This window comes from Flavonifractor sp. (genome assembly GCF_019422385.1).
GTDB lineage: Bacteria > Bacillota > Clostridia > Oscillospirales > Oscillospiraceae > Flavonifractor > Flavonifractor avistercoris.
On the sequence record NZ_JAHZDL010000051.1, the window covers coordinates 1 to 18,045 of the forward strand.

Genomic DNA, 18,045 nt, shown 5'->3' on the forward strand with positions numbered 1-18,045 from the left:
TCCAGGGCGGCGGCGTAGTCGGCGGGGCGGGTCTTGTTGGTGGTGCCCACCTCCACCAGCCGGGCGCCGCTGCGCGCCAGGATGTCGGGCACCCGGAAGCCGCCGCCGATCTCTACCAGCTCCCCCCGGGAGATGGCCACCCCCTGCCCCGCCGCCAGGGCGGAGAGCAGGAGGAACACGGCGGCGGCGTTGTTGTTGACCGCCAGTGCCCCCTCCGCCCCGGTGAGGGAACACAGCAGCCCCTCCGCCGCCTCCCCCCGGCGGCCACGGCGGCGGTTTGGCAGGTCGTATTCCAGGTTAGAATACCCCCGGGCGGCCTGGCCCACCGCCTCCGCCGCCCTCCGGCTCAGGGGGGCGCGGCCCAGGTTGGTGTGGAGCACGATGCCGGTGGCGTTGATCACCCGCCCCAGGGCGGGGCGGGACAGCCGCTCCGCCAGGCGGAGGACGGCGCCCTCCAGCTCCTCCGGGCCGGGGACGGAGGCAAGGGCCCCCTCCAGCAGGGCCCGGCGGCAGTCGTCCAGCACCTGCCGGGCGGCCTGCCGCTTGACGGGGTAGGGCAGGGGGTGCTCCGCCAGGGCGGGGCGGGCGAGAAGCAGATCCATTTTGGGCAGCCGGCGCAGCAGTTCCGGGTTCATTGGGAGGCACCTCCGGGTGGAATGATTGCCCACATTATATCACATGGGAAAAACGATTTGGTATAAACTTTGCGGTTTTCAGAAAAACCCTTGCTTTTTCCCATAAGACAAGGAATAATGGGCATTGACAGGTTAGTTACCAAACGGTTATGATGTGGATGCTTAACAATATGGACAAACCAGAGCCTTACTAGGGAGGAGAACGACAGTGAGAGGCGTAGAAACCCGTATTCAGGAGATTCGCCACCGGGTCTTCCGCGAGGTGGCCCGCATGGCCTACCACACCGAGTGGCCGGTGGACAAGCGCATCGAGGCGCTCCCCTACAAGATCATTCCCGGCGAGGTGGGCAACTTCCGCAACGACGTGTTTTTGGAGCGGGCCATCGTGGGCGAGCGGCTGCGCCTGGCCATGGGCCTGCCCTGCCGCAGCGCGGCGGAGCACGCCCCCCTCTCCGACAATATTGAGGCCGCCGACCGGCCGGAGACCTACTACACCCCGCCGCTGATCAACGTGATCAAGTTCGCCTGCAACGGCTGCGCGGAGAAGAAGGTGCTGGTCACCGAGGGCTGCCAGGGCTGCCTGGCCCACCCCTGCGAGGAGGTGTGCCCCAAGGACGCCATCAAGCTGGATCGGTACAACGGCCGCTCCCACATCGACCAGGACAAGTGCATCCAGTGCGGCCGGTGCGCCGACGTGTGCTCCTACAAGGCCATCATCATCCAGGAGCGGCCCTGCGCCGTGGCCTGCGGCGTGGACGCCATCGGCACCGACGCCAACGGCAAGGCGGATATCGACCCGGAGAAGTGCGTCTCCTGCGGCATGTGCCTGGTGAACTGCCCCTTCGGCGCCATCGCCGACAAGTCCCAGATCTTCCAGGTCATCCGGGCCATCCAGTCCGGCGAGCGGGTGTACGCCGCCGTGGCTCCCGCCTTCGTGGGCCAGTTCGGCCCCAAGGTCACCCCCGGCAAGCTCCGCGCCGCCATGAAGGCCCTGGGCTTCGCCGATATCTTTGAGGTGGCCATCGGCGCCGACCTGTGCGCCACCCAGGAGGCGGAGGACTTCGTCCGGGAGGTGCCGGAGGAGATCCCCTTCATGGGCACCTCCTGCTGCCCGGCCTGGTCGGTCATGGCCAAGAAGACCTTCCCCGACCACGCCAACTGCATCTCCATGGCCCTCACCCCCATGACCCTCACCGCCCGGCTCATCAAGCACGACCACCCTAACGGCAAGATCGTGTTCATCGGCCCCTGCGCCGCCAAGAAGCTGGAGGCCATGCGCAAGAGCGTGCGCAGTGAGGTGGACTTCGTCCTCACCTTTGAGGAGATGGCGGGCATCTTCGACGCCAAGCACATCGAGCTGGAGTCCCTGCCGGAGGATCCCGACGGCGTCAACGACGCCTCCACCGACGGGCGCAACTTCGCCGTGTCCGGTGGCGTGGCCAAGGCGGTGGTGGACGTGATCCAGCAGCGCTATCCCGACCGGGAGGTCAAGGTGGCCAAGGCCGAGGGCCTGCGGGAGTGCCGCCAGATGATCTCCGACGCGGTGAAGGGCAAGTACCCCGGCTACCTGCTGGAGGGCATGGCGTGCCCCGGCGGCTGCGTGGCCGGCGCCGGCACCATGCAGCCCATCAAGAAGTCCCAGGCCATGGTGGGCATCTACGCCAAGCAGGCCAAGCATAAAACCTCCAGCGAGACCGAGCACATCAAGGAGCTGGACAAGCTGGTGGACTAATCAAACAAGAGGCCGACAGCACAGCTGTCGGCCTCTTAGTCTGCCCAAAAACCTCCGCGAAGGAGAGCCTCGCAGAGTTCCGCCGCCCATCTCGGCCTAAGAGCCGCCGCAAGCGGGGGTTGGCCTCGAAACGCGCCTGCGGGCGCAGGCAGGCGGCGGAATCAAATCGACCCCCTCAGGCAAGAGGCCGGCAGCTATGCTGCCGGCCTCTTGCTTGAAACGTAGTTACAGGGTCAAAGCCCGGTGGAGGATGGTGGCCATCTCGGCACGGGTCAGGGTTCCGGTGGGGTTGAGGCGGCCAGCCTGGTCGCCCTTGATGACGCCGGCCTGGGCCATGGCGGCCATGGCGGGACGGGCGTCGGTGGCCACGCTGGCCCCGTCGGGGAAGCGGGTCAGGTAGCTGTCATAGGCGTTGGGTACGGTGCGGTTGGCCTTCTGCATGGCCCGGTAGAGGAACACCATGGCGTCCTGCCGGGTGACACCCTCCGTGGGGCGGAAATTGCCGTTGGCGTCGGCGGTGGCAATGCCCAGGGCCTTGGCCACGGCCAGGGCGTCGGCATAGTAGGCGTCCGCCTTCACGTCGCTGAAGTTGCCGGTGCTGCTGGCGGTCAGATTGAAGGTGCGCACCAGCATCAGGATGTAGTCGCCCCGTGTGAGCTGGGACGCGGGGGAGTAGGTGGTGCCGGTGCCGGTGCCGGTGGTGATGCCGTAGGCGGCCAGGAACTCCACGCCGGGCACGGCCCAGCTGTAATTGCCCATGTCGTTGAAGCGGGTGGTGCTGCTGGGCGGGGTGACCGTAATCTGGATGTTGCCGTTGTAAGTAATGCCGTCGGCGTCGGTGCCCACATAGGGGATCACCACGCTGCCGGTGTACTCCGCCTTGGGCAGGAAGGTCACCTCATCCAGGCGATAGAGCCCGCTGGAGCCATAGCTGTAGGAGACGGTAGAGAGGATGCCGCGCTGATAATTCGTGGGGGTCTCAAAGCCATAATACAGCTGGCCGCCGGTGACACTGGCGCTGGGGAAGGTGACAGACACCAGAGACGAGCCGCCGCGGGCCGCGCAGGCGGCAGCGAAGTCACTGGAGCGGAAGGTCACAGCCAGACCGTTGGAGGTGTAGCTCACCACAGAGGGGGAGCTCAGGGTCACGTAGGTGATCTCCACCTCGCCGTTGACGGTCTTGTTGTTGGTGGTGTACGCCTTGAAGGGGATGCGGGTGGTGGAGCCGGCGGCGGAGCCGGGGACGAAGGTCACGTCATTCAGGCTGGGGGAGGAGGAGCGGTAGTAGCGGGCGTCGTCCACTTCGTCCTCGCTGGCGCCGTCGTAGTCGAAGTACAGGTAGCCGCCCCGGCCGGAGGCGTAGTCAAACACCACATAGTTCAGGTTATAGCCGGTCTCGTCCATCACGGCATCGTTGAAGTCGTCGGCGTCAAAGGTGATGGGGTTGCCGGTGGAGGCGTTGAGCTTCACCACCACCTCGGCGTCGCCGCCGATACCCACGTTGATCACCAGGTCGCCGGAAATGCTCTCCCCGCTGTCAGCCTCACCCTTGAAGGGGATGGTCACAGAGCCCTCGTAGTCATCATCGGGGATGAAGAGCAGATCGTCAATTTCGTCATGATCGAAATCGTCGTTTTTGCCGACCTCGTCCGAGCTGCGGGTGCCGTCATAGTAGAGCGTGCCCTTGCTGGAGGAAGGCAGGCTGGTGAAGTAGATATAATCCACCTCATCACCGCTCCTGGTGGAATCATAGACATAGTCGTCAAAATCATCCACATCCAGATAGACCTCGTCGTTGACGTCGATGTTATAGGTGACGTCACCCTCCTTCGCAGAGGAGCTCTTGCCGTCGCCGACAACAATAACAAGATCGCCGGAAATACTTTCCCCGCTGTCAGCCTCGCCCTTGAAAGGAATGGTTACGGTGCCTTCAAAGTCATCGTCGGGGATGAAGAGCAGATCGTCAATTTCGTCATGATCGAAATCGTCGTTTTTGCCGACCTCGTCCGAGCTGCGGGTGCCGTCATAGTAGAGCGTGCCCTTGCTGGAGGAAGGCAGGCTGGTGAAGTAGATATAATCCACCTCATCACCGCTCCTGGTGGAATCATAGACATAGTCGTCAAAATCATCCACATCCAGATAGACCTCGTCATTGACATCCGTCTCATAGGTCACATCGCCGGAGGAAGAAGAACTGTCAGCATATACCTCGATTTCCAGTGTGCCGCGTATATATTCTTCATAGGTTTCTAACTCAAAGTTGATAGAAACCGTGTCATCGCAGTCTTCATCTGGCACAAACAGCAAGGTATCAAAGTTCTTCCATCTGATTTCTTCATCAACCTCAACATCGTACTCTTTGTTGCCATCATAATAGTAAAGGTCGCCCTCGCTCTTAGAGGGGACTTCTTCAAAATAGATGGCATAAATGTCATCATCGTAGGGATCTTCCGCATAATCGTCGAAAAAATCATAGAAATCATCCGCATCGATTTCAAGGTCTTGGTTAGAATCAACTTCATACCCGTCCATCGTATAGCGGCTCGCCGCCAATGCACCGGGCAGCAGGGTGGTGAGCAGGGCCAGGCTCATGCCTGCGGACAGCAGGCGGGTGAGTCTCTTGTGCGTTCGTTTCATGTTCAACTCTCTCCTTCCAAAGCATGGTTGGGACGTTGTTCAGATTTCCTTCTGCGTCTGTTTCGTTTTTGTTAAGACCTTGTTTAACTCCTGTTAAGGTCTTGTTCCATTATCCCTCTTTTTGGACGAAATGTCCAGAGAAAGGATCCCCCTATTTGTGAAAATTTTCTTAATCTTTTTCTGCCTCTCCCCGCCGGGGCCGGAGACGAAGCTTTACCCGGTCTTTACACGGCCGTGATAGCGCCGCCGGGCCGCCGGGTCTATACTGGAAGCACAACAACCGGATACCGCCTTCCACGGAAAGGAGAATGGCCATGCTTCCCTGCCAGAACCAATGTGCCTCGTACCACGAGGGCTGCCACAAGACCTGCGCCTACTGGAGCGCCTTTCAGGAGCACCAGAAGGCCCAGCGGCAGGCCAAGAAGGCCTATCTGAAATACTACGGGCAGCTGTGCGCCGACACCCTGCGCCAGCTCACAGCCATGCAGGTGCGCTATCAGCCCCGATAAAAAACGTCCCCGCCGGAAACCCGGCGGGGACGCGCTGTTTAACGATGCTTTTTGCCCGTGTAGATGCACATGAGCATGCAGAACACGGAAGCCCAGGCCCAGAATTTATGGTGCTTCATGGCCTCTCCTTTCCGGCCCTGTCAGGCAGGGCCGCATGCTGGCGGCGCTGATGGCCATGGTGGAGGCGTTGTGGAGCAGCGCCGTGGTGGTGGGCGGCAGCACGCCGCAGATCCCCAGGGCCAGCAGGCTGGTGTTGATGGACAGGATGGCGCGGTAGTTGCGGCCGATGCGCCGGAGCATCCGCTGGGACAGGCGGCGCAGGGCGGCCAGCTCCCGCAGGTCGGAGGACAGCAGGGTGATGTCCGCCACCTCCCGGGCCAGGTCGGAGGCATCCTTCATGGCCACGGACACGTCGGCGGCGGCCAGGGCGGGGGAGTCGTTGACCCCGTCCCCCACCATGATGAGCCTGTGGCCCCCGGCCTTGTAGCCCTCCACCAGGGCGGCCTTGTCCGCCGGCAGCACCTGGGCCCGGAACTCGTCGATGCCCAGCTTCTCGCAGACGGCCCGGGCGGCGGTCTCCTGGTCGCCGGTGAGCATGACCACCCGGCGGATGCCCAGCGCCCGCAGGGCGGCGATGGCCTGGGCGGCCTCCGGACGGGGCGGGTCGCTGAGGAAGAGCGCGCCGGCCAGCTTCCCGCCGATGGCCAGATAGAGCACCGACCGGCCGTTGGCCCCGGCGGCGATGCGCGCCTCCTGCTCGGGGGTGCAGGTGACGTGCTCGTCCTCAAAGATGAAGTGGCGGCTGCCGATGAGGGCCCGCTCCCCCTCCAGGGTGGTGGCCACGCCGTGGGCCACCACGTACTCCACCTCGGCGTGGCGCTCCTCGTGGTTGAGGCCCTTCTCCTCGGCGGCCCGGGTCACCGCCCGGGCCATGCTGTGGGGGAAGTGCTCCTCCATGCAGGCGGCACAGCGGAGCAGCTCGTCCTCCCCCCGGCCGGTGAAGTCGATCACCCCCTCCACCTGGGGGCAGGCGGCGGTGAGGGTGCCCGTCTTGTCAAAGACGATGGTGTCCGCCTCGGCAAAGGCCTCCAGATGCTTGCCGCCCTTGACCATGATCCGGTGGGCGGAGGCCTCCCGCATGGCGGAGATGATGGCGATGGGGGTGGACAGCTTGATGGCGCAGGAGTAGTCCACCATCAGCACCGACAGGGCCCGGGTGAGGCTGCGGGTAAACAGGCCCACCAGCAGGGCCCCGGCAAAGCTGAAGGGCACGATGGCGTCGGCCAGACGCTCGGCCTTGCTCTGGGCCCCGGCCTTCAGGGCCTCGGAGTTTTCGATGAGGCCCACGATCTGCTGGATGCGGCTCTCCCCGGCCAGGGCGGTGATCCGGATGACCAGGCTGCCCTCCTCCAGCACGGTGCCGGCGTAGACGGCGGAGCCCGCCCGCTTGTGGACGGGGAGGGACTCGCCGGTCATGGACGCCTCGTTGACCATGGCGTCGCCGTCCGTCACCGTGCCGTCCACCGGGATCAGGGAGCCGGCGCGCACCCGGATGCGCTCCCCCGCGGACAGCGCCCCCATGGGCACCGACTCCTCGGCGCCGTCCCCGTTCACCCGCCACACCGTGTCCACATGGATGGCCAGGCTCTGGCGCAGGGAGGTCTGGGTGCGCTTGCGGGTGTAGTCCTCCAGCAGGCCGGACAGCCTGAGCAGGAACATGACCGAGCCGGCGGTGGCCCACTCCCGCTGGGCGATGGCCCCGGCGATGGAGGCCGCGTCCAGCACGGCCACATCCAGCCGGCCCTCCCGCAGGCTGTTCAGGCCCTCCCGCCAGTAGCCCGCCGCGCTCCAGAGGGTGGCCAGGCAGCGGATGGGGGCGGGCAGGAACCATTTCTTCAAAAAGTGCCGGGCCGTCAGGCCGGCGATGCGGCGGAAGAAGTGGTCGTCCACCTCCCGCAGCTGGTCGGCGTCCCGGGCGGCGCCCACGGGGAGGGCGTCCCGCCGCAGACCGTCCAGCACCGCCAGGGCGGCGGCCCGGCCGTCCCCCCGGTAGAGCACCAGCACGCTGCCGTTGACGGGGCAGGTCTCCGCCCCGGTGATCCCCGGACAGCCCAAAAGCAGGGCGGCGATGCCGTAGCCCTGCTCCTGGGTGAACGCGTCGGGGCCGAAGCGCACCCGCAGGCGGCCCGGCTGGTCATACGCGATGCGATACTTCATGGGATTACGCCTCGCCCTCCCGGGCGGCCTTCTGCTTGGCCTCGGCGCACAGATCCTGGGCGTCCTCCTTCATGTTCTGGAGGGCGGCCCTGGCCTCCTGCTGGAGCTGCATGCCCCTGGCGATGCCGTTGACGCACAGCTGACGGGTTTTGGGGGATTTGGCTACCTGGGCGCCCACCAGGGCGGCGGCCACGCCGCCGGCGAAGCAGAGGAATCTGGGACTCTGATACCATTTCATGAGGGGACAACTTCCTTTCGTGTTCGTTCTGTCAGAGAGATCGGTTCAAAGATATGGCGGGGCAGCTCGGACACCGCCGCGCAGGCGGCCTTCCACGCATCCTCATAGGACACGTCCATCCGGTTGCACAGGGTCTCGGCCAGCTTGTCGGTCTGCCCGGCCAGCAGCCTGGCCCACCGGCAGCCGTCGTCGGTCAGGTGAACCTTGCCGTACCGCTCCTTGGCCACCAGGCACTTGCCGCAGAGGATGGCCATCATGCTGGTGACCGAGGCCCGGGACACCGCCAGGGTCTCCGCAATGTCCTTGGAGGACACCTCCAGCCGGGCTTGGGACAGGTGGTAGATGGTGAGCAGGTAGCGCACGTTGGTGTTGGTCAGCTCCATAGCATCCAGCTCCTTTCCGCGCCTCAGGTCTGCCCGGAGGGCTTGGACTTCTTCGCCGGCTGGGGGTGGCACATGCCGGCACAGGCGCAGCCTCCGCAGCTGTCCCCGCAGGAGCAGGAGTGCTTCCCGCGGCGGCGGTTCCAGATGCCCTTGCCCACGATGGCGGCAAAGACCGCCGCGATCAGCAGGCCGGCAAGAATGGTGGGAAGGTTCATAGGGGTCTCCTTTCCAAATGTGGGGGCGGGCGGGGCGCACGCCCCGCCCGCAGATGGGTTTACTTGTTGGCGGCGGCGGCCACGGAGAGGGTCAGGGTGTTCTCGTCGTACTTGTTCTTGCGGAACAGCATGTAGAGCAGGCCCGCGATGAGCACCACGGCCACCACGGTGCCCACGCCGAAGGACACCTCACCGGTGATGAGGCCGCCGATCTGGTAGACGATCAGGGAGATGATGTAGGCGAAGCCGCACATGTAGCCGATGGCGCCCAGGGTCCACTTCCAGTTGTTCATCTCCCGCTTGATGGCGCCCATGGCGGCGAAGCAGGGGGCGCACAGCAGGTTGAAGATCATGAAGGAGTAGGCGGAGATAGCGGTGAAGTCCGCGGCCACCAGGCCCCAGATCTCGTCGCCGTTCTCACTGAGCTCCCCGACGTAGTTGTAGAGCACGCCGAAGGTTGCCACCACGTTCTCCTTGGCGATGAGGCCGGTGAACACGGCCACGGTGGGCTTCCAGGTGCCGAAGCCCAGGGGCACGAAGATGAAGGAGATGGCGGAGCCGATGGCGGCCAGCACGGAGTTGTTCATGTCCTCCACCATGCCGAAGGCGCCGTTCTCCCAGCCGAAGCCCTGGAGGAACCACAGGATGATGGAGGAGGCCAGGATCACTGTGCCGGCCCGCTTGATGAAGGACCAGCCCCGCTCCCAGGTGGCCCGCAGCACGTTGCCGGCGGAGGGGATGTGGTAGGCGGGCAGCTCCATGACGAAGGGGGCCGGGTCGCCGGCGAAAGCCTTGGTCTTCTTGAGCATCACGCCGGAGATGACGATGGCGGCCACGCCGATGAAGTAGGCGGACACGGCCACAAAGCCGCTGCCGCCGAACAGGGCGCCGGCGATCAGGCCGATGATGGGCATCTTGGCGCCGCAGGGGATGAAGCAGGTGGTCATGACGGTCATGCGGCGGTCCCGCTCACTCTCAATGGTGCGGGAGGCCATGACGCCGGGCACGCCGCAGCCGGTGCCCACCAGCATGGGGATAAAGCTCTTGCCGGACAGGCCGAACTTGCGGAAGATCCGGTCCATGATGAAGGCGATGCGGGCCATGTAGCCGATGTCCTCCAGGATGGCCAGCATCAGGAAGAGCACCAGCATCTGGGGCACAAAGCCCAGCACCGCGCCCACGCCGGCCAGGGCACCGTCGCAGATCAGGCCGATGAGCACGTCGTTGACGCCCCAGCCCTCCAGGGCGGCCCGGGGAATCTCCACCAGCCAGGCGGTGCCCAGCACGTCGTTGGTCCAGTCGGTGAGGAAGGTGCCGAAGGGGCCCATGGCGATCCAGTACACGGCGAACATGACCACGGCGAAGATGGGCAGGGCCAGGATCCGGTTGGTCACCACCCGGTCGATCTTGTCGGAGGTGCTCATGCTGTGGGCCGCGGCCTTCTTGTGAACCGCCTTGGTGACCACGGTATTGATGTAGGCGTACCGCTGGTTGGTGATGATGCTCTCGGCGTCGTCGTCCAGCTCCTTCTCGCAGTCGGCAATGTGCTGCTCCAGATGGGCCTTCAGCTCGGCGGTGAGCTGGAGCCCCTCCATCACCTTGTCGTCCCGTTCAAACACCTTGATGGCGTACCAGCGGAGATAGCGATCGTCCACCAGCCCGGCGATGGACTCCTCGATGTGGGCGATGGCGTGCTCCACGCTGCCGGTGAACACATGGGGCAGCTCCCCGGCCTGGTGGGTCTTGGCCAGGGCCACGGCCTTCTCGGCGGCCTCCAGGCCGCCCTCGCCCTTCAGGGCGCTCATGCTCACCACGGTGCAGCCCAGGGCGTCGCCCAGCTTGTTCAGATCGATCTGGTCGCCGTTCTTGCGCACCAGGTCGATCATGTTCACAGCCACCACCACGGGCAGGCCCAGCTCGATGAGCTGGGTGGTTAAGTACAGGTTGCGCTCGATGTTGGTGCCGTCCACGATGTTGAGGATGGCGTCCGGCTTGTCGTTGACCAGGTAGTTCCGGGCCACCACCTCCTCCAGGGTATAGGGGGACAGCGAATAGATGCCGGGCAGATCCTGGATCACCACGTCCTTGTGGCCCTTCAGCCTGCCCTCCTTCTTCTCCACCGTGACGCCGGGCCAGTTGCCCACGTACTGGTTGGAGCCGGTCAGGGCGTTGAACAGCGTCGTCTTGCCGCAGTTCGGGTTGCCCGCCAGCGCGATTTTCAGCTCCATATCTCTCAATCTCTTCCTTTCTCAAAAAGTTAGATACAACTAATTCTTGGGCGCACCAGGCCCTCCCTCAGACGGTCAAAAAACCATCCGCTCCTGGCGGAAGGGGTGCCTTTTTCGCAGGAAAACGAGCCCCCTCTGCCATGCAGCTCCCCTCAGGAAAGCGGCCTTGCCGCTTTCCTGAGGCGCTACGCGATTTCGATCATCTCCGCGTCGGCCTTGCGCACGCTCAGCTCATAGCCGCGCACGTTCAGCTCCATGGGGTCGCCCAGCGGCGCCACCTTGCGCACATGCAGCGCCACGCCCTTGGTGATGCCCATGTCCATGATCCGGCGCTTGACCGCGCCCTCCCCGTGAAGGCGCACCACCGTCACGGTATCGCCCACCTTTGCGTCCCGCAATGTCTTCATCTTCTCTTCCTCCCATCAAAACATGATTCGGTTGGCCATGGCCCTGTCCAGCGCGATGCGGCTGTCCTTCACCTGGAGGATCAGGTTGCCGCCCAGCTCGCTGACCACCGTGACCTCCCCGTCCACGACGAAGCCCAGCTCGGCCAGGTGCTGGCGCACCTCATCTTTGCCGGTGATCTTTCGGATGGTCACCGTCTCGCCCTGCTTCGCCATTGTCAGAGGCATCATTCGGGTCTCCTCCCTTTTTTATGCGGTTAGGTTGATCTAACCACAGGGCTTGAAATCGGTGGTTAGCAGATACTAACCACCTGGAACAAGGTAAGTTTACACTCGCTAACTTCAAATGTCAAGCCCTGGAGCGATAAATTTTTCTATTCCGGCAAAAATCCCCGGCACGGGATTTCCCGTGCCGGGGATTTTTGTGCAAAGCTACAGGGCGGCCAGCTGTGCCGCCACAGCGGCCAGCAGCGCCACCACCGCGGCGGAGGCCAGCAGATCCGCCGTCAGCGCCAGAGAGGGCCGGCGGCGGCCCCTGGGGCGGGGCGGGCGCTCCGCCGGGACGGGAGCTTCTTCCGGCGGCGCCGGGCGGGCACCCGGCCGGCCGGGGGCGCGGTAGTCGTCCAGGCTGATCACCTTTCCCGACGGCCGGGGGACGGCCCGGGGGCGGGGAGCCACGGCATAGCAGACCGTCTCCCCGCCGCTGGCCTTCCGGCCGGCGGCGCCGAGAAAGGTCAGGCGCTTGGCGTTCAGCGTGCAGTAAATGGTCTCCATGGGGTTCCCTCCGATCCTGAGCTGTTTGATAAGGTGATCCTACCGCCGGTTCTGTCCCATAGACCGGACTGGGGCGGGCTCCCCACCGGTGTTTCATGGGGATAGAACTGATGTTCGATCCGAGTATACAACATTTGTTCGAGTTTGACAAGCCCCATTTTGTCCGGGACAGACCGCCCAAAGGGACTCCGGCCGGAAATTTTACCTCCGGGGGTTTGCCAAGCGGCGGGAAATAGAGTATACTTAAGTTCAATCACCCTGCGGAGAGCGGATCACCGGGAAGGAGCGCGCCAATGAGAGAGCTGGAACTGCTGATGCCCACCCTGTTCGGGCTGGAGGGCCTGTGCGCCGACGAGCTGCGGCGGCTGGGCCTGGAGGGAGTGCGGGCGGAGAACGGCCGGGTGCGCTGCAAGGCCTCCCCCGGAGACATCCCCCGGGTGAACCTGAACCTGCGCACCGGCGAGCGGGTGCTGCTGGTGGTGGGGGAGTATGAGGCCAGGGACTTCGACGCCCTGTTCGAGGGGGCCCGGGCCCTGCCCTGGGAGGACTTTATCCCCCGGGACGGGGCGTTCCCCATCAAGGGGCACAGCCTCAGTTCCCAGCTCCACGCGGTGCCTGCCTGCCAGGCCGTGCTGAAAAAGGCGGTGGCCGCCCGGCTGGGGGAGAAATACGGCCTGGCGCAGCTGCCGGAGAACGGGGCCCTCTATCAGCTCCAGTTCTCCATCATGAAGGATCATGTCACCCTCATGGTGGACACCACCGGCCCCGGCCTGCACAAGCGGGGCTACCGGGCGGTGGGGGTGGCCGCCCCCCTGCGGGAGACCCTGGCCGCCGCCATGGTGCTCCTCTCGCGCTACCGGGGGAGGGATCCCTTCTGCGACCCCTTCTGCGGCTCGGGCACCATCCCCATCGAGGCGGCGCTGATCGCCAAAAACCGGGCGCCGGGGCTCAACCGCAGCTTTTCCGCCCAGCGGTGGCAGTGGCTGGACAGAACCCTGTGGCTCCGGGCCGCCGACGAGGCCATGGACGGGGAGTACCACGGCAGCTACGACATCTGGGGCGGGGACATCGACCCCAGGGCCGTGGACATCGCCCGCTCCAACGCCGAGAAGGCGGAGGTGGAGGATGTGGTGCGTTTTGACGTGGCGGACGCCGCCCGCTTCCGCCGGGACGAGCCCTACGGCCGCATTGTCACCAACCCGCCCTATGGAGAGCGGCTGCTGGAGAAAAAGGAGGCGGAGGGCCTCTACCGGGCCTTCGGCGCCGCGGCGGGGGCTCTGCCCCCCGGCTGGCGGGTGAGCGTGCTCTCCTCCCACACGGAGTTTGAGCGCACCTTCGGCCGCCCGGCGGACAAGAAGCGCAAGCTGTACAACGGCATGCTCAAGTGTGAGCTGTTCCAATACGACAGACGGGAAAGGGGAGGACAGGCATGAGACGTAGGAGAGGAGCCCGCGCCGCGGCGGTGCTGCTGGCCCTGGCGCTGGGCGCGGGGCCGCTGCTCCTGTCCGCCGCGGCCGCCGTACCGGCGGGGGCCACGGTGTGGGGATACAGCGAGGGACTGGCCCAGTGTGAGCTGGACGGCAAGTGGGGCTTTGTGGACTCCAGCCGGAACGTGGTCATCCCCCTCCGGTACGACAGCGTGGTGTCCTTCCAGCTGGGCATCGCGGCGGTGAACCTGAACGGAAAGCTGGGGGTGATCCGCCAGGACGGGAAGTACCTGATCCAGCCGGAGTACGACACCCTCATGCCCATCGACTGCGGCCTCTACCTGGCCCAGAAGGGGGCGGGCTGGGGCGTGGTGAGCATTCTCCCCCTCTCCGACGGGAAGGGCGGGCGCACCAATGTGCTCTACGACCTGGTGTATGCCAGCGTACGGGTGGACGAGCAGGGGGGCACCAATGTGCTCACCCTGACGGACACGGAGGGCGCCGTCACCAAGATCCCCGTCTACGACCTGCCCTCCATCCTGGCCCAGCGGGGCGCCGCCTCCGCCCAGTTCCCCCTGACCCGGGGAAAGCTGCCCGCCTTCTCCGACGTGTCCCCCCGGGACTGGCACGCCCTGTGGGTGGACATCGCCTATAATGTGGGCCTGGTCTCCGGCGTGGGGGGCGGCCGCTTCGCCCCCGGGCAGACCCTCACCGTGGCGGAGGCCATCCAGCTGGCCGCCACGGTGGAGAGCCGCTACCGGGGGGACTCCTTCCATGAGGAGACCGCCTCCGGCGCCAAGTGGTACACGCCGGCGGTGGACTACTGCTTGGCCAACGGCATTCTGAAGGCGGAGACAGCGGCCCGGACAGACTACAACCGGCCCATCACCCGGCGGGAGGCGGCGGAGCTCTTCGCCGCCACCTCCCTGGCCAAATCCCTGCCCGAGCTCAACGACCGGAACCGGGTGCGCACCTCCGTCCCGGACGTGCACCCCGGCGAGCGGGGGGCGGAGGCGGTCTACGCCCTGTACGCCAAGGGCATCCTGTCCGGGGTGGACGGGGGCATGACCTTCAGCCCCGGCGGCACCTTTACCCGGGCGGAGGCGGCGGCCATCGTGTCCCGCATGGCCCGGGCGGAACAGCGCATCGTCCTCTGGGGCCGCTGAGCCGGACGGGGAACAGACAGAGAAGAAGATACTGCGATAGGCCCTCTTGAAGCTGCAAAAAGTTCAGCAGCCCGCAGGAAAGATCTTTCCTGCGGGCTGAGAAGGGAGGAAGGCGCGTGCGCCACCTGTTTCTGCTCAACCCCCGGGCGGGAAAATATGACCGCACCCAGGAGGTGCGGGAGAAGATCCGCTTCGCCCTGGCGGGGCGGGAGGAGCCCTGGGAGGCGGCGGTGACGCAGTACCCCGGCCATGCCGCGGAGCTGGCCCGGGCCGCGGCGGAGACGGGGGAGGCCGTGCGCATCTACGCCTGCGGCGGGGACGGCACCCTCAACGAGTGCGCCGTGGGGGCGGCCGGCTTTGCCAATGCCGCCGTCACACACTACCCCATGGGCTCGGGCAACGACTTTCTGCGCATGTTCGGCCCGGATGCCCCCCGGTTCTACGACCTGAAGGAGCTGCTGGACGCCCCCCAGGCTCCCATGGATCTCATCGACTGCAACGGGCACCTGGCCCTCAACGTGTGCTCCGTGGGCTTTGACGCCCGCATCGGCCTGGGAGCCGGGGACTTCAAGGGCCTGCCCCTGGTATCCGGCACCATGGCCTACCAGCTCTCGGCGGTGCGGGCCATTCTCCAGGGCATCCACCGGCCCTACCGGGTGTCCATCGACGGGGAGGAGCTGCCGGGAAGTGAGTTCACCCTCATGTGCGCCTGCAACGGCCGCTACTACGGCGGCGGCTTCAATCCCAGCCGCACCGCCATGCCCGACGACGGCCTGCTGGATTTCGTGGTGATCCCCGCCGTGTCCCGCCTCACCGTGGTCTCCCTCATCGGCAAGTACGCCAAGGGGGGCGCGGGGGACATCGAGGGGGTTATTGTCCGCCGGGGGCGGGAGATGCACGTGGTGTGCGACCGTGTGAGCCGCATCAACCTGGACGGGGAAGAGATGCTGGATTCTGAGCTCTCCGTCACCGTGTCTGCTAAAAAAGTGAACTTTTTTTATCCGGCCGGCACCCACTGGGATCCGGCACGGAGGAGTAAAACTTAAAAATCAAAGAAAAACGGAGAAAAAAGAAGCGCGAAGTGGAAAATGAGCGCTAAATCGAGTTGGACTCCGCGCAGAATGGAAATTTAACAGAAAATTCAAAAATTAGGGCTTGCAGAAATCTGCCAGTGAGGGTATTATTATAAGCGGGTTAGCACTCCGAAGAAATGAGTGCTAACCCGCTGAAAGCGTTTATAACAATTTGCAGAATATAAGGAGGAACCCATTATGAAACTCAAGCCCCTTGCTGACCGTGTGGTCATTAAGCTGGTGGAGGCAGAGGAGAAGACCAAGAGCGGCATCATCCTGACCGGCTCCGCCAAGGAGAAGCCCGAGGTGGCCGAGGTCATCGAGGTGGGCCCCGGCGGCATGGTGGACGGCAAGGAAGTCACCATGACCGTGAAGAAGGGCGACAAGGTCATCACCAGCAAGTACTCCGGCACCGAGGTCAAGATCGACGGCGAGGAGTACACCATCGTGCGGCAGAACGACATCCTGGCGATTGTCGAATAAGTCTAGGGAGGATTGCATCCCCCCTAGATACAAAACCGCCGCGCCGCCTGTGGCGGCACAGCGGTTTTGATACCCCCCTCGCCTTTCCACCGGAAAGGCGGCCCTGGCCGCCGCGGCCAGGGGTTAAGGTGTCCTGCGCAGGCGCATGTCCTGCTCCGGACGGATTTCCATTTTGTTCGCCGCCAAGCGGCGAAGCGGGGGCACGGCCCCTGCACCCCATGATTGAATGAACTTTCCTGAATTTTGGAGGTAATGTGTTATGGCTAAGATTATCTGCTACGGCGAGGACGCCCGCCACGCGCTGGAGCGCGGCGTCAACCAGCTGGCCGACACCGTGAAGATCACCATGGGCCCCAAGGGCCGCAACGTGGTGCTGGACAAGAAGTTCGGCGCCCCCCTGATCACCAACGACGGCGTGACCATCGCCAAGGAGATCGAGCTGGACGACCCCTATGAGAACATGGGCGCCCAGCTGGTGAAGGAAGTCGCCACCAAGACCAACGACGTGGCCGGCGACGGCACCACCACCGCCACCCTGCTGGCCCAGGCCATCATCCGCGAGGGCCTGAAGAACCTGGCCGCCGGCGCCAACCCCATGGTCATGAAGAAGGGCATCGCCAAGGCCACCGCCGCCGCTGTGGAGGCCATCAAGGCCAACTCCAAGAAGGTCAACGGCTCTGACGACATCGCCCGCGTGGGCACCGTGTCCTCCGGCGACGAGGTCATCGGCAAGCTGATCGCCGAGGCCATGGAGAAGGTCTCCCACGACGGCGTCATCACCGTGGAGGAGTCCAAGACCGCCGAGACCTACAGCGAGGTTGTCGAGGGCATGCAGTTCGACCGGGGCTACATCACCCCCTATATGGTCACCGACACCGAGAAGATGGAGGCCGTCCTGGACGACGCCCTGATCCTGATCACCGACAAGAAGGTGTCCAACATCCAGGAGCTGCTGCCCATCCTGGAGCAGGTGGTGCAGTCCGGCAAGAAGCTGCTGGTCATCGCCGAGGACGTGGAGGGCGAGGCCCTGTCCACCCTGATTGTCAACAAGCTGCGCGGCACCCTGAACGTGGTGTGCGTCAAGGCCCCCGGCTTCGGCGACCGCCGCAAGGAGATGCTGGAGGATATCGCCGTGCTGACCGGCGGCACCGTCATCACCTCCGACATGGGCTATGAGCTCAAGGAGGCCACCATGGATATGCTGGGCAAGGCCCGCCAGGTGAAGGTCTCCAAGGAGAACACCATCATCGTGGACGGCGCCGGCTCCGCCGATGCCATCAAGGCCCGCGTGAACCAGATCCGCAGCCAGATCGAGACCACCACCTCCGACTACGACCGCGAGAAGCTCCAGGAGCGCCTGGCCAAGATGGCCGGCGGCGTGGCTATCATCCGCGTGGGCGCCGCCACCGAGGTGGAGATGAAGGAGAAGAAGCTCCGCATCGAGGACGCCCTGAACGCCACCCGCGCCGCTGTGGAAGAGGGCATCGTGGCCGGCGGCGGCACCGCCTACGTCAACGCTGTGGCCGCTGTGGAGAAGCTGGTCAACGAGGTTGAGGGCGACGAGAAGACCGGCGTGTCCATCATCGCCCGCGCCCTGACCGAGCCCGTGAAGCAGATCGCCGCCAACGCCGGCATCGACGGCTCCGTGGTGCTGGAGAAGATCAAGGAGTCCGGCAAGACCGGCTACGGCTTCGACGCCTACAACGAGACCTATGTGGACATGATCTCCGCCGGCATCGTGGATCCCACCAAGGTGACCCGCACCGCTCTGGAGAACGCCGCTTCCATCTCCTCCGTGCTGCTGACCACTGAGGCTCTGGTGGCCGACAAGCCCCAGCCCCCCACGCCCGCGGCTCCCGCTGCACCCGACATGGGCGGCATGTATTAAGAGACACCGCAAAGCCTTGAAATTGCTTGATTTTTT

17 protein-coding genes and 1 pseudogene are annotated in these 18,045 nt (G+C 64.9%); 7 read left to right on the forward strand and 11 right to left on the reverse strand.

Annotated features, from left to right (window positions below):
* Nucleotides 1–635, reverse strand: a pseudogene (locus QZ378_RS07970) (L-seryl-tRNA(Sec) selenium transferase); the annotation flags it as partial.
* 208 nt (nt 636–843) lie between these two features.
* Here QZ378_RS07970 and QZ378_RS07975 point away from each other — a divergent pair.
* Nucleotides 844–2,367, forward strand: coding sequence for a 4Fe-4S dicluster domain-containing protein (locus QZ378_RS07975; protein ID WP_087238224.1), 1,524 nt, complete (start codon nt 844–846; stop codon nt 2,365–2,367).
* A 225-nt stretch (nt 2,368–2,592) separates the two neighbouring features.
* Here the strand turns inward: QZ378_RS07975 and QZ378_RS07980 are convergent, their stop codons facing one another.
* Entirely contained in the window at nt 2,593–5,004 is a 2,412-nt protein-coding gene (locus QZ378_RS07980; protein WP_291257898.1) for an S-layer homology domain-containing protein, read from the reverse strand.
* Nucleotides 5,005–5,318: 314 nt separating this feature from the next.
* Here QZ378_RS07980 and QZ378_RS07985 point away from each other — a divergent pair, with 314 nt between their 5' ends.
* On the forward strand, nt 5,319–5,513 hold the full coding sequence (locus QZ378_RS07985; RefSeq protein WP_087238220.1) for a hypothetical protein: 195 nt from the start codon (nt 5,319–5,321) through the stop codon (nt 5,511–5,513).
* Between the two features lie 38 nt (nt 5,514–5,551).
* Here the strand turns inward: QZ378_RS07985 and QZ378_RS12975 are convergent, their stop codons facing one another.
* The 9 genes from QZ378_RS12975 to QZ378_RS08025 form a co-directional block, all read right to left on the reverse strand.
* Nucleotides 5,552–5,632 (reverse strand): DUF6219 family protein, encoded by an 81-nt coding sequence (locus tag QZ378_RS12975; RefSeq protein ID WP_366935164.1) that lies wholly within the window; start codon nt 5,630–5,632, stop codon nt 5,552–5,554.
* Nucleotides 5,619–7,730, reverse strand: a complete 2,112-nt coding sequence (locus QZ378_RS07990; RefSeq protein ID WP_291257899.1) for a heavy metal translocating P-type ATPase — start codon at nt 7,728–7,730, stop codon at nt 5,619–5,621. The genes QZ378_RS12975 and QZ378_RS07990 overlap by 14 nt, the downstream gene beginning before the upstream one ends.
* Before the next feature lie 4 nt (nt 7,731–7,734).
* Nucleotides 7,735–7,968, reverse strand: coding sequence for a DUF1490 domain-containing protein (locus tag QZ378_RS07995; protein ID WP_087238214.1), 234 nt, complete (start codon nt 7,966–7,968; stop codon nt 7,735–7,737).
* Nucleotides 7,965–8,351, reverse strand: coding sequence for a DNA-binding protein (locus tag QZ378_RS08000; RefSeq protein ID WP_291257900.1), 387 nt, complete (start codon nt 8,349–8,351; stop codon nt 7,965–7,967). Before QZ378_RS08000 ends, QZ378_RS07995 begins: the two co-directional genes overlap by 4 nt.
* 23 nt (nt 8,352–8,374) lie before the next feature.
* A complete protein-coding gene (locus tag QZ378_RS08005) occupies nt 8,375–8,566 on the reverse strand; it encodes a FeoB-associated Cys-rich membrane protein (RefSeq protein ID WP_191379471.1) in 192 nt (63 codons plus the stop codon).
* A gap of 59 nt (nt 8,567–8,625) precedes the next feature.
* Nucleotides 8,626–10,794, reverse strand: coding sequence for a ferrous iron transport protein B (gene feoB / locus QZ378_RS08010; RefSeq protein WP_291257901.1), 2,169 nt, complete (start codon nt 10,792–10,794; stop codon nt 8,626–8,628).
* Nucleotides 10,795–10,979: 185 nt separating this feature from the next.
* Nucleotides 10,980–11,201, reverse strand: coding sequence for a FeoA family protein (locus QZ378_RS08015; RefSeq protein ID WP_087238205.1), 222 nt, complete (start codon nt 11,199–11,201; stop codon nt 10,980–10,982).
* A gap of 15 nt (nt 11,202–11,216) precedes the next feature.
* Nucleotides 11,217–11,429: a FeoA family protein gene (locus tag QZ378_RS08020; protein ID WP_087238203.1), complete on the reverse strand. Its 213-nt coding sequence runs from the start codon at nt 11,427–11,429 to the stop codon at nt 11,217–11,219.
* 201 nt (nt 11,430–11,630) lie between these two features.
* Nucleotides 11,631–11,972 (reverse strand): hypothetical protein, encoded by a 342-nt coding sequence (locus tag QZ378_RS08025; protein ID WP_191379469.1) that lies wholly within the window; start codon nt 11,970–11,972, stop codon nt 11,631–11,633.
* Between the two features lie 293 nt (nt 11,973–12,265).
* On the opposite strand from QZ378_RS08025, the gene QZ378_RS08030 reads away from it, so the two are divergent.
* The 5 genes from QZ378_RS08030 (at nt 12,266) to groL (ending at nt 18,009) form a co-directional block, all read left to right on the forward strand.
* Nucleotides 12,266–13,405, forward strand: a complete 1,140-nt coding sequence (locus tag QZ378_RS08030) for a class I SAM-dependent RNA methyltransferase (protein WP_291257902.1) — start codon at nt 12,266–12,268, stop codon at nt 13,403–13,405.
* Entirely contained in the window at nt 13,402–14,565 is a 1,164-nt protein-coding gene (locus tag QZ378_RS08035; protein WP_291257903.1) for a WG repeat-containing protein, read from the forward strand. The genes QZ378_RS08030 and QZ378_RS08035 overlap by 4 nt, the downstream gene beginning before the upstream one ends.
* 116 nt (nt 14,566–14,681) lie before the next feature.
* Nucleotides 14,682–15,611 (forward strand): diacylglycerol kinase family protein, encoded by a 930-nt coding sequence (locus QZ378_RS08040; RefSeq protein WP_291257904.1) that lies wholly within the window; start codon nt 14,682–14,684, stop codon nt 15,609–15,611.
* 225 nt (nt 15,612–15,836) lie between these two features.
* Entirely contained in the window at nt 15,837–16,121 is a 285-nt protein-coding gene (locus tag QZ378_RS08045; protein ID WP_087238192.1) for a co-chaperone GroES, read from the forward strand.
* A gap of 259 nt (nt 16,122–16,380) precedes the next feature.
* Nucleotides 16,381–18,009, forward strand: coding sequence for a chaperonin GroEL (groL, locus tag QZ378_RS08050; RefSeq protein WP_291257905.1), 1,629 nt, complete (start codon nt 16,381–16,383; stop codon nt 18,007–18,009).
* The last annotated feature ends 36 nt before the right edge of the window (nt 18,010–18,045 follow it).

What these genes read in the sequence shown, in the direction of transcription:
- QZ378_RS07995 (WP_087238214.1), bottom strand. Translation starts at nt 7,968, where the DNA reads ATGAAATGGTATCAGAGTCCCAGATTCCTCTGCTTCGCCGGCGGCGTG.
- QZ378_RS08030 (WP_291257902.1), top strand. Translation starts at nt 12,266, where the DNA reads ATGAGAGAGCTGGAACTGCTGATGCCCACCCTGTTCGGGCTGGAGGGC.
- groL (WP_291257905.1), top strand. Translation starts at nt 16,381, where the DNA reads ATGGCTAAGATTATCTGCTACGGCGAGGACGCCCGCCACGCGCTGGAG.
- QZ378_RS07990 (WP_291257899.1), bottom strand. Translation starts at nt 7,730, where the DNA reads ATGAAGTATCGCATCGCGTATGACCAGCCGGGCCGCCTGCGGGTGCGC.
- QZ378_RS08035 (WP_291257903.1), top strand. Translation starts at nt 13,402, where the DNA reads ATGAGACGTAGGAGAGGAGCCCGCGCCGCGGCGGTGCTGCTGGCCCTG.
- QZ378_RS08020 (WP_087238203.1), bottom strand. Translation starts at nt 11,429, where the DNA reads ATGATGCCTCTGACAATGGCGAAGCAGGGCGAGACGGTGACCATCCGA.
- QZ378_RS08045 (WP_087238192.1), top strand. Translation starts at nt 15,837, where the DNA reads ATGAAACTCAAGCCCCTTGCTGACCGTGTGGTCATTAAGCTGGTGGAG.
- feoB (WP_291257901.1), bottom strand. Translation starts at nt 10,794, where the DNA reads ATGGAGCTGAAAATCGCGCTGGCGGGCAACCCGAACTGCGGCAAGACG.
- QZ378_RS08015 (WP_087238205.1), bottom strand. Translation starts at nt 11,201, where the DNA reads ATGAAGACATTGCGGGACGCAAAGGTGGGCGATACCGTGACGGTGGTG.
- QZ378_RS07980 (WP_291257898.1), bottom strand. Translation starts at nt 5,004, where the DNA reads ATGAAACGAACGCACAAGAGACTCACCCGCCTGCTGTCCGCAGGCATG.
- QZ378_RS12975 (WP_366935164.1), bottom strand. Translation starts at nt 5,632, where the DNA reads ATGAAGCACCATAAATTCTGGGCCTGGGCTTCCGTGTTCTGCATGCTC.
- QZ378_RS07985 (WP_087238220.1), top strand. Translation starts at nt 5,319, where the DNA reads ATGCTTCCCTGCCAGAACCAATGTGCCTCGTACCACGAGGGCTGCCAC.
- QZ378_RS08005 (WP_191379471.1), bottom strand. Translation starts at nt 8,566, where the DNA reads ATGAACCTTCCCACCATTCTTGCCGGCCTGCTGATCGCGGCGGTCTTT.
- QZ378_RS08025 (WP_191379469.1), bottom strand. Translation starts at nt 11,972, where the DNA reads ATGGAGACCATTTACTGCACGCTGAACGCCAAGCGCCTGACCTTTCTC.
- QZ378_RS08000 (WP_291257900.1), bottom strand. Translation starts at nt 8,351, where the DNA reads ATGGAGCTGACCAACACCAACGTGCGCTACCTGCTCACCATCTACCAC.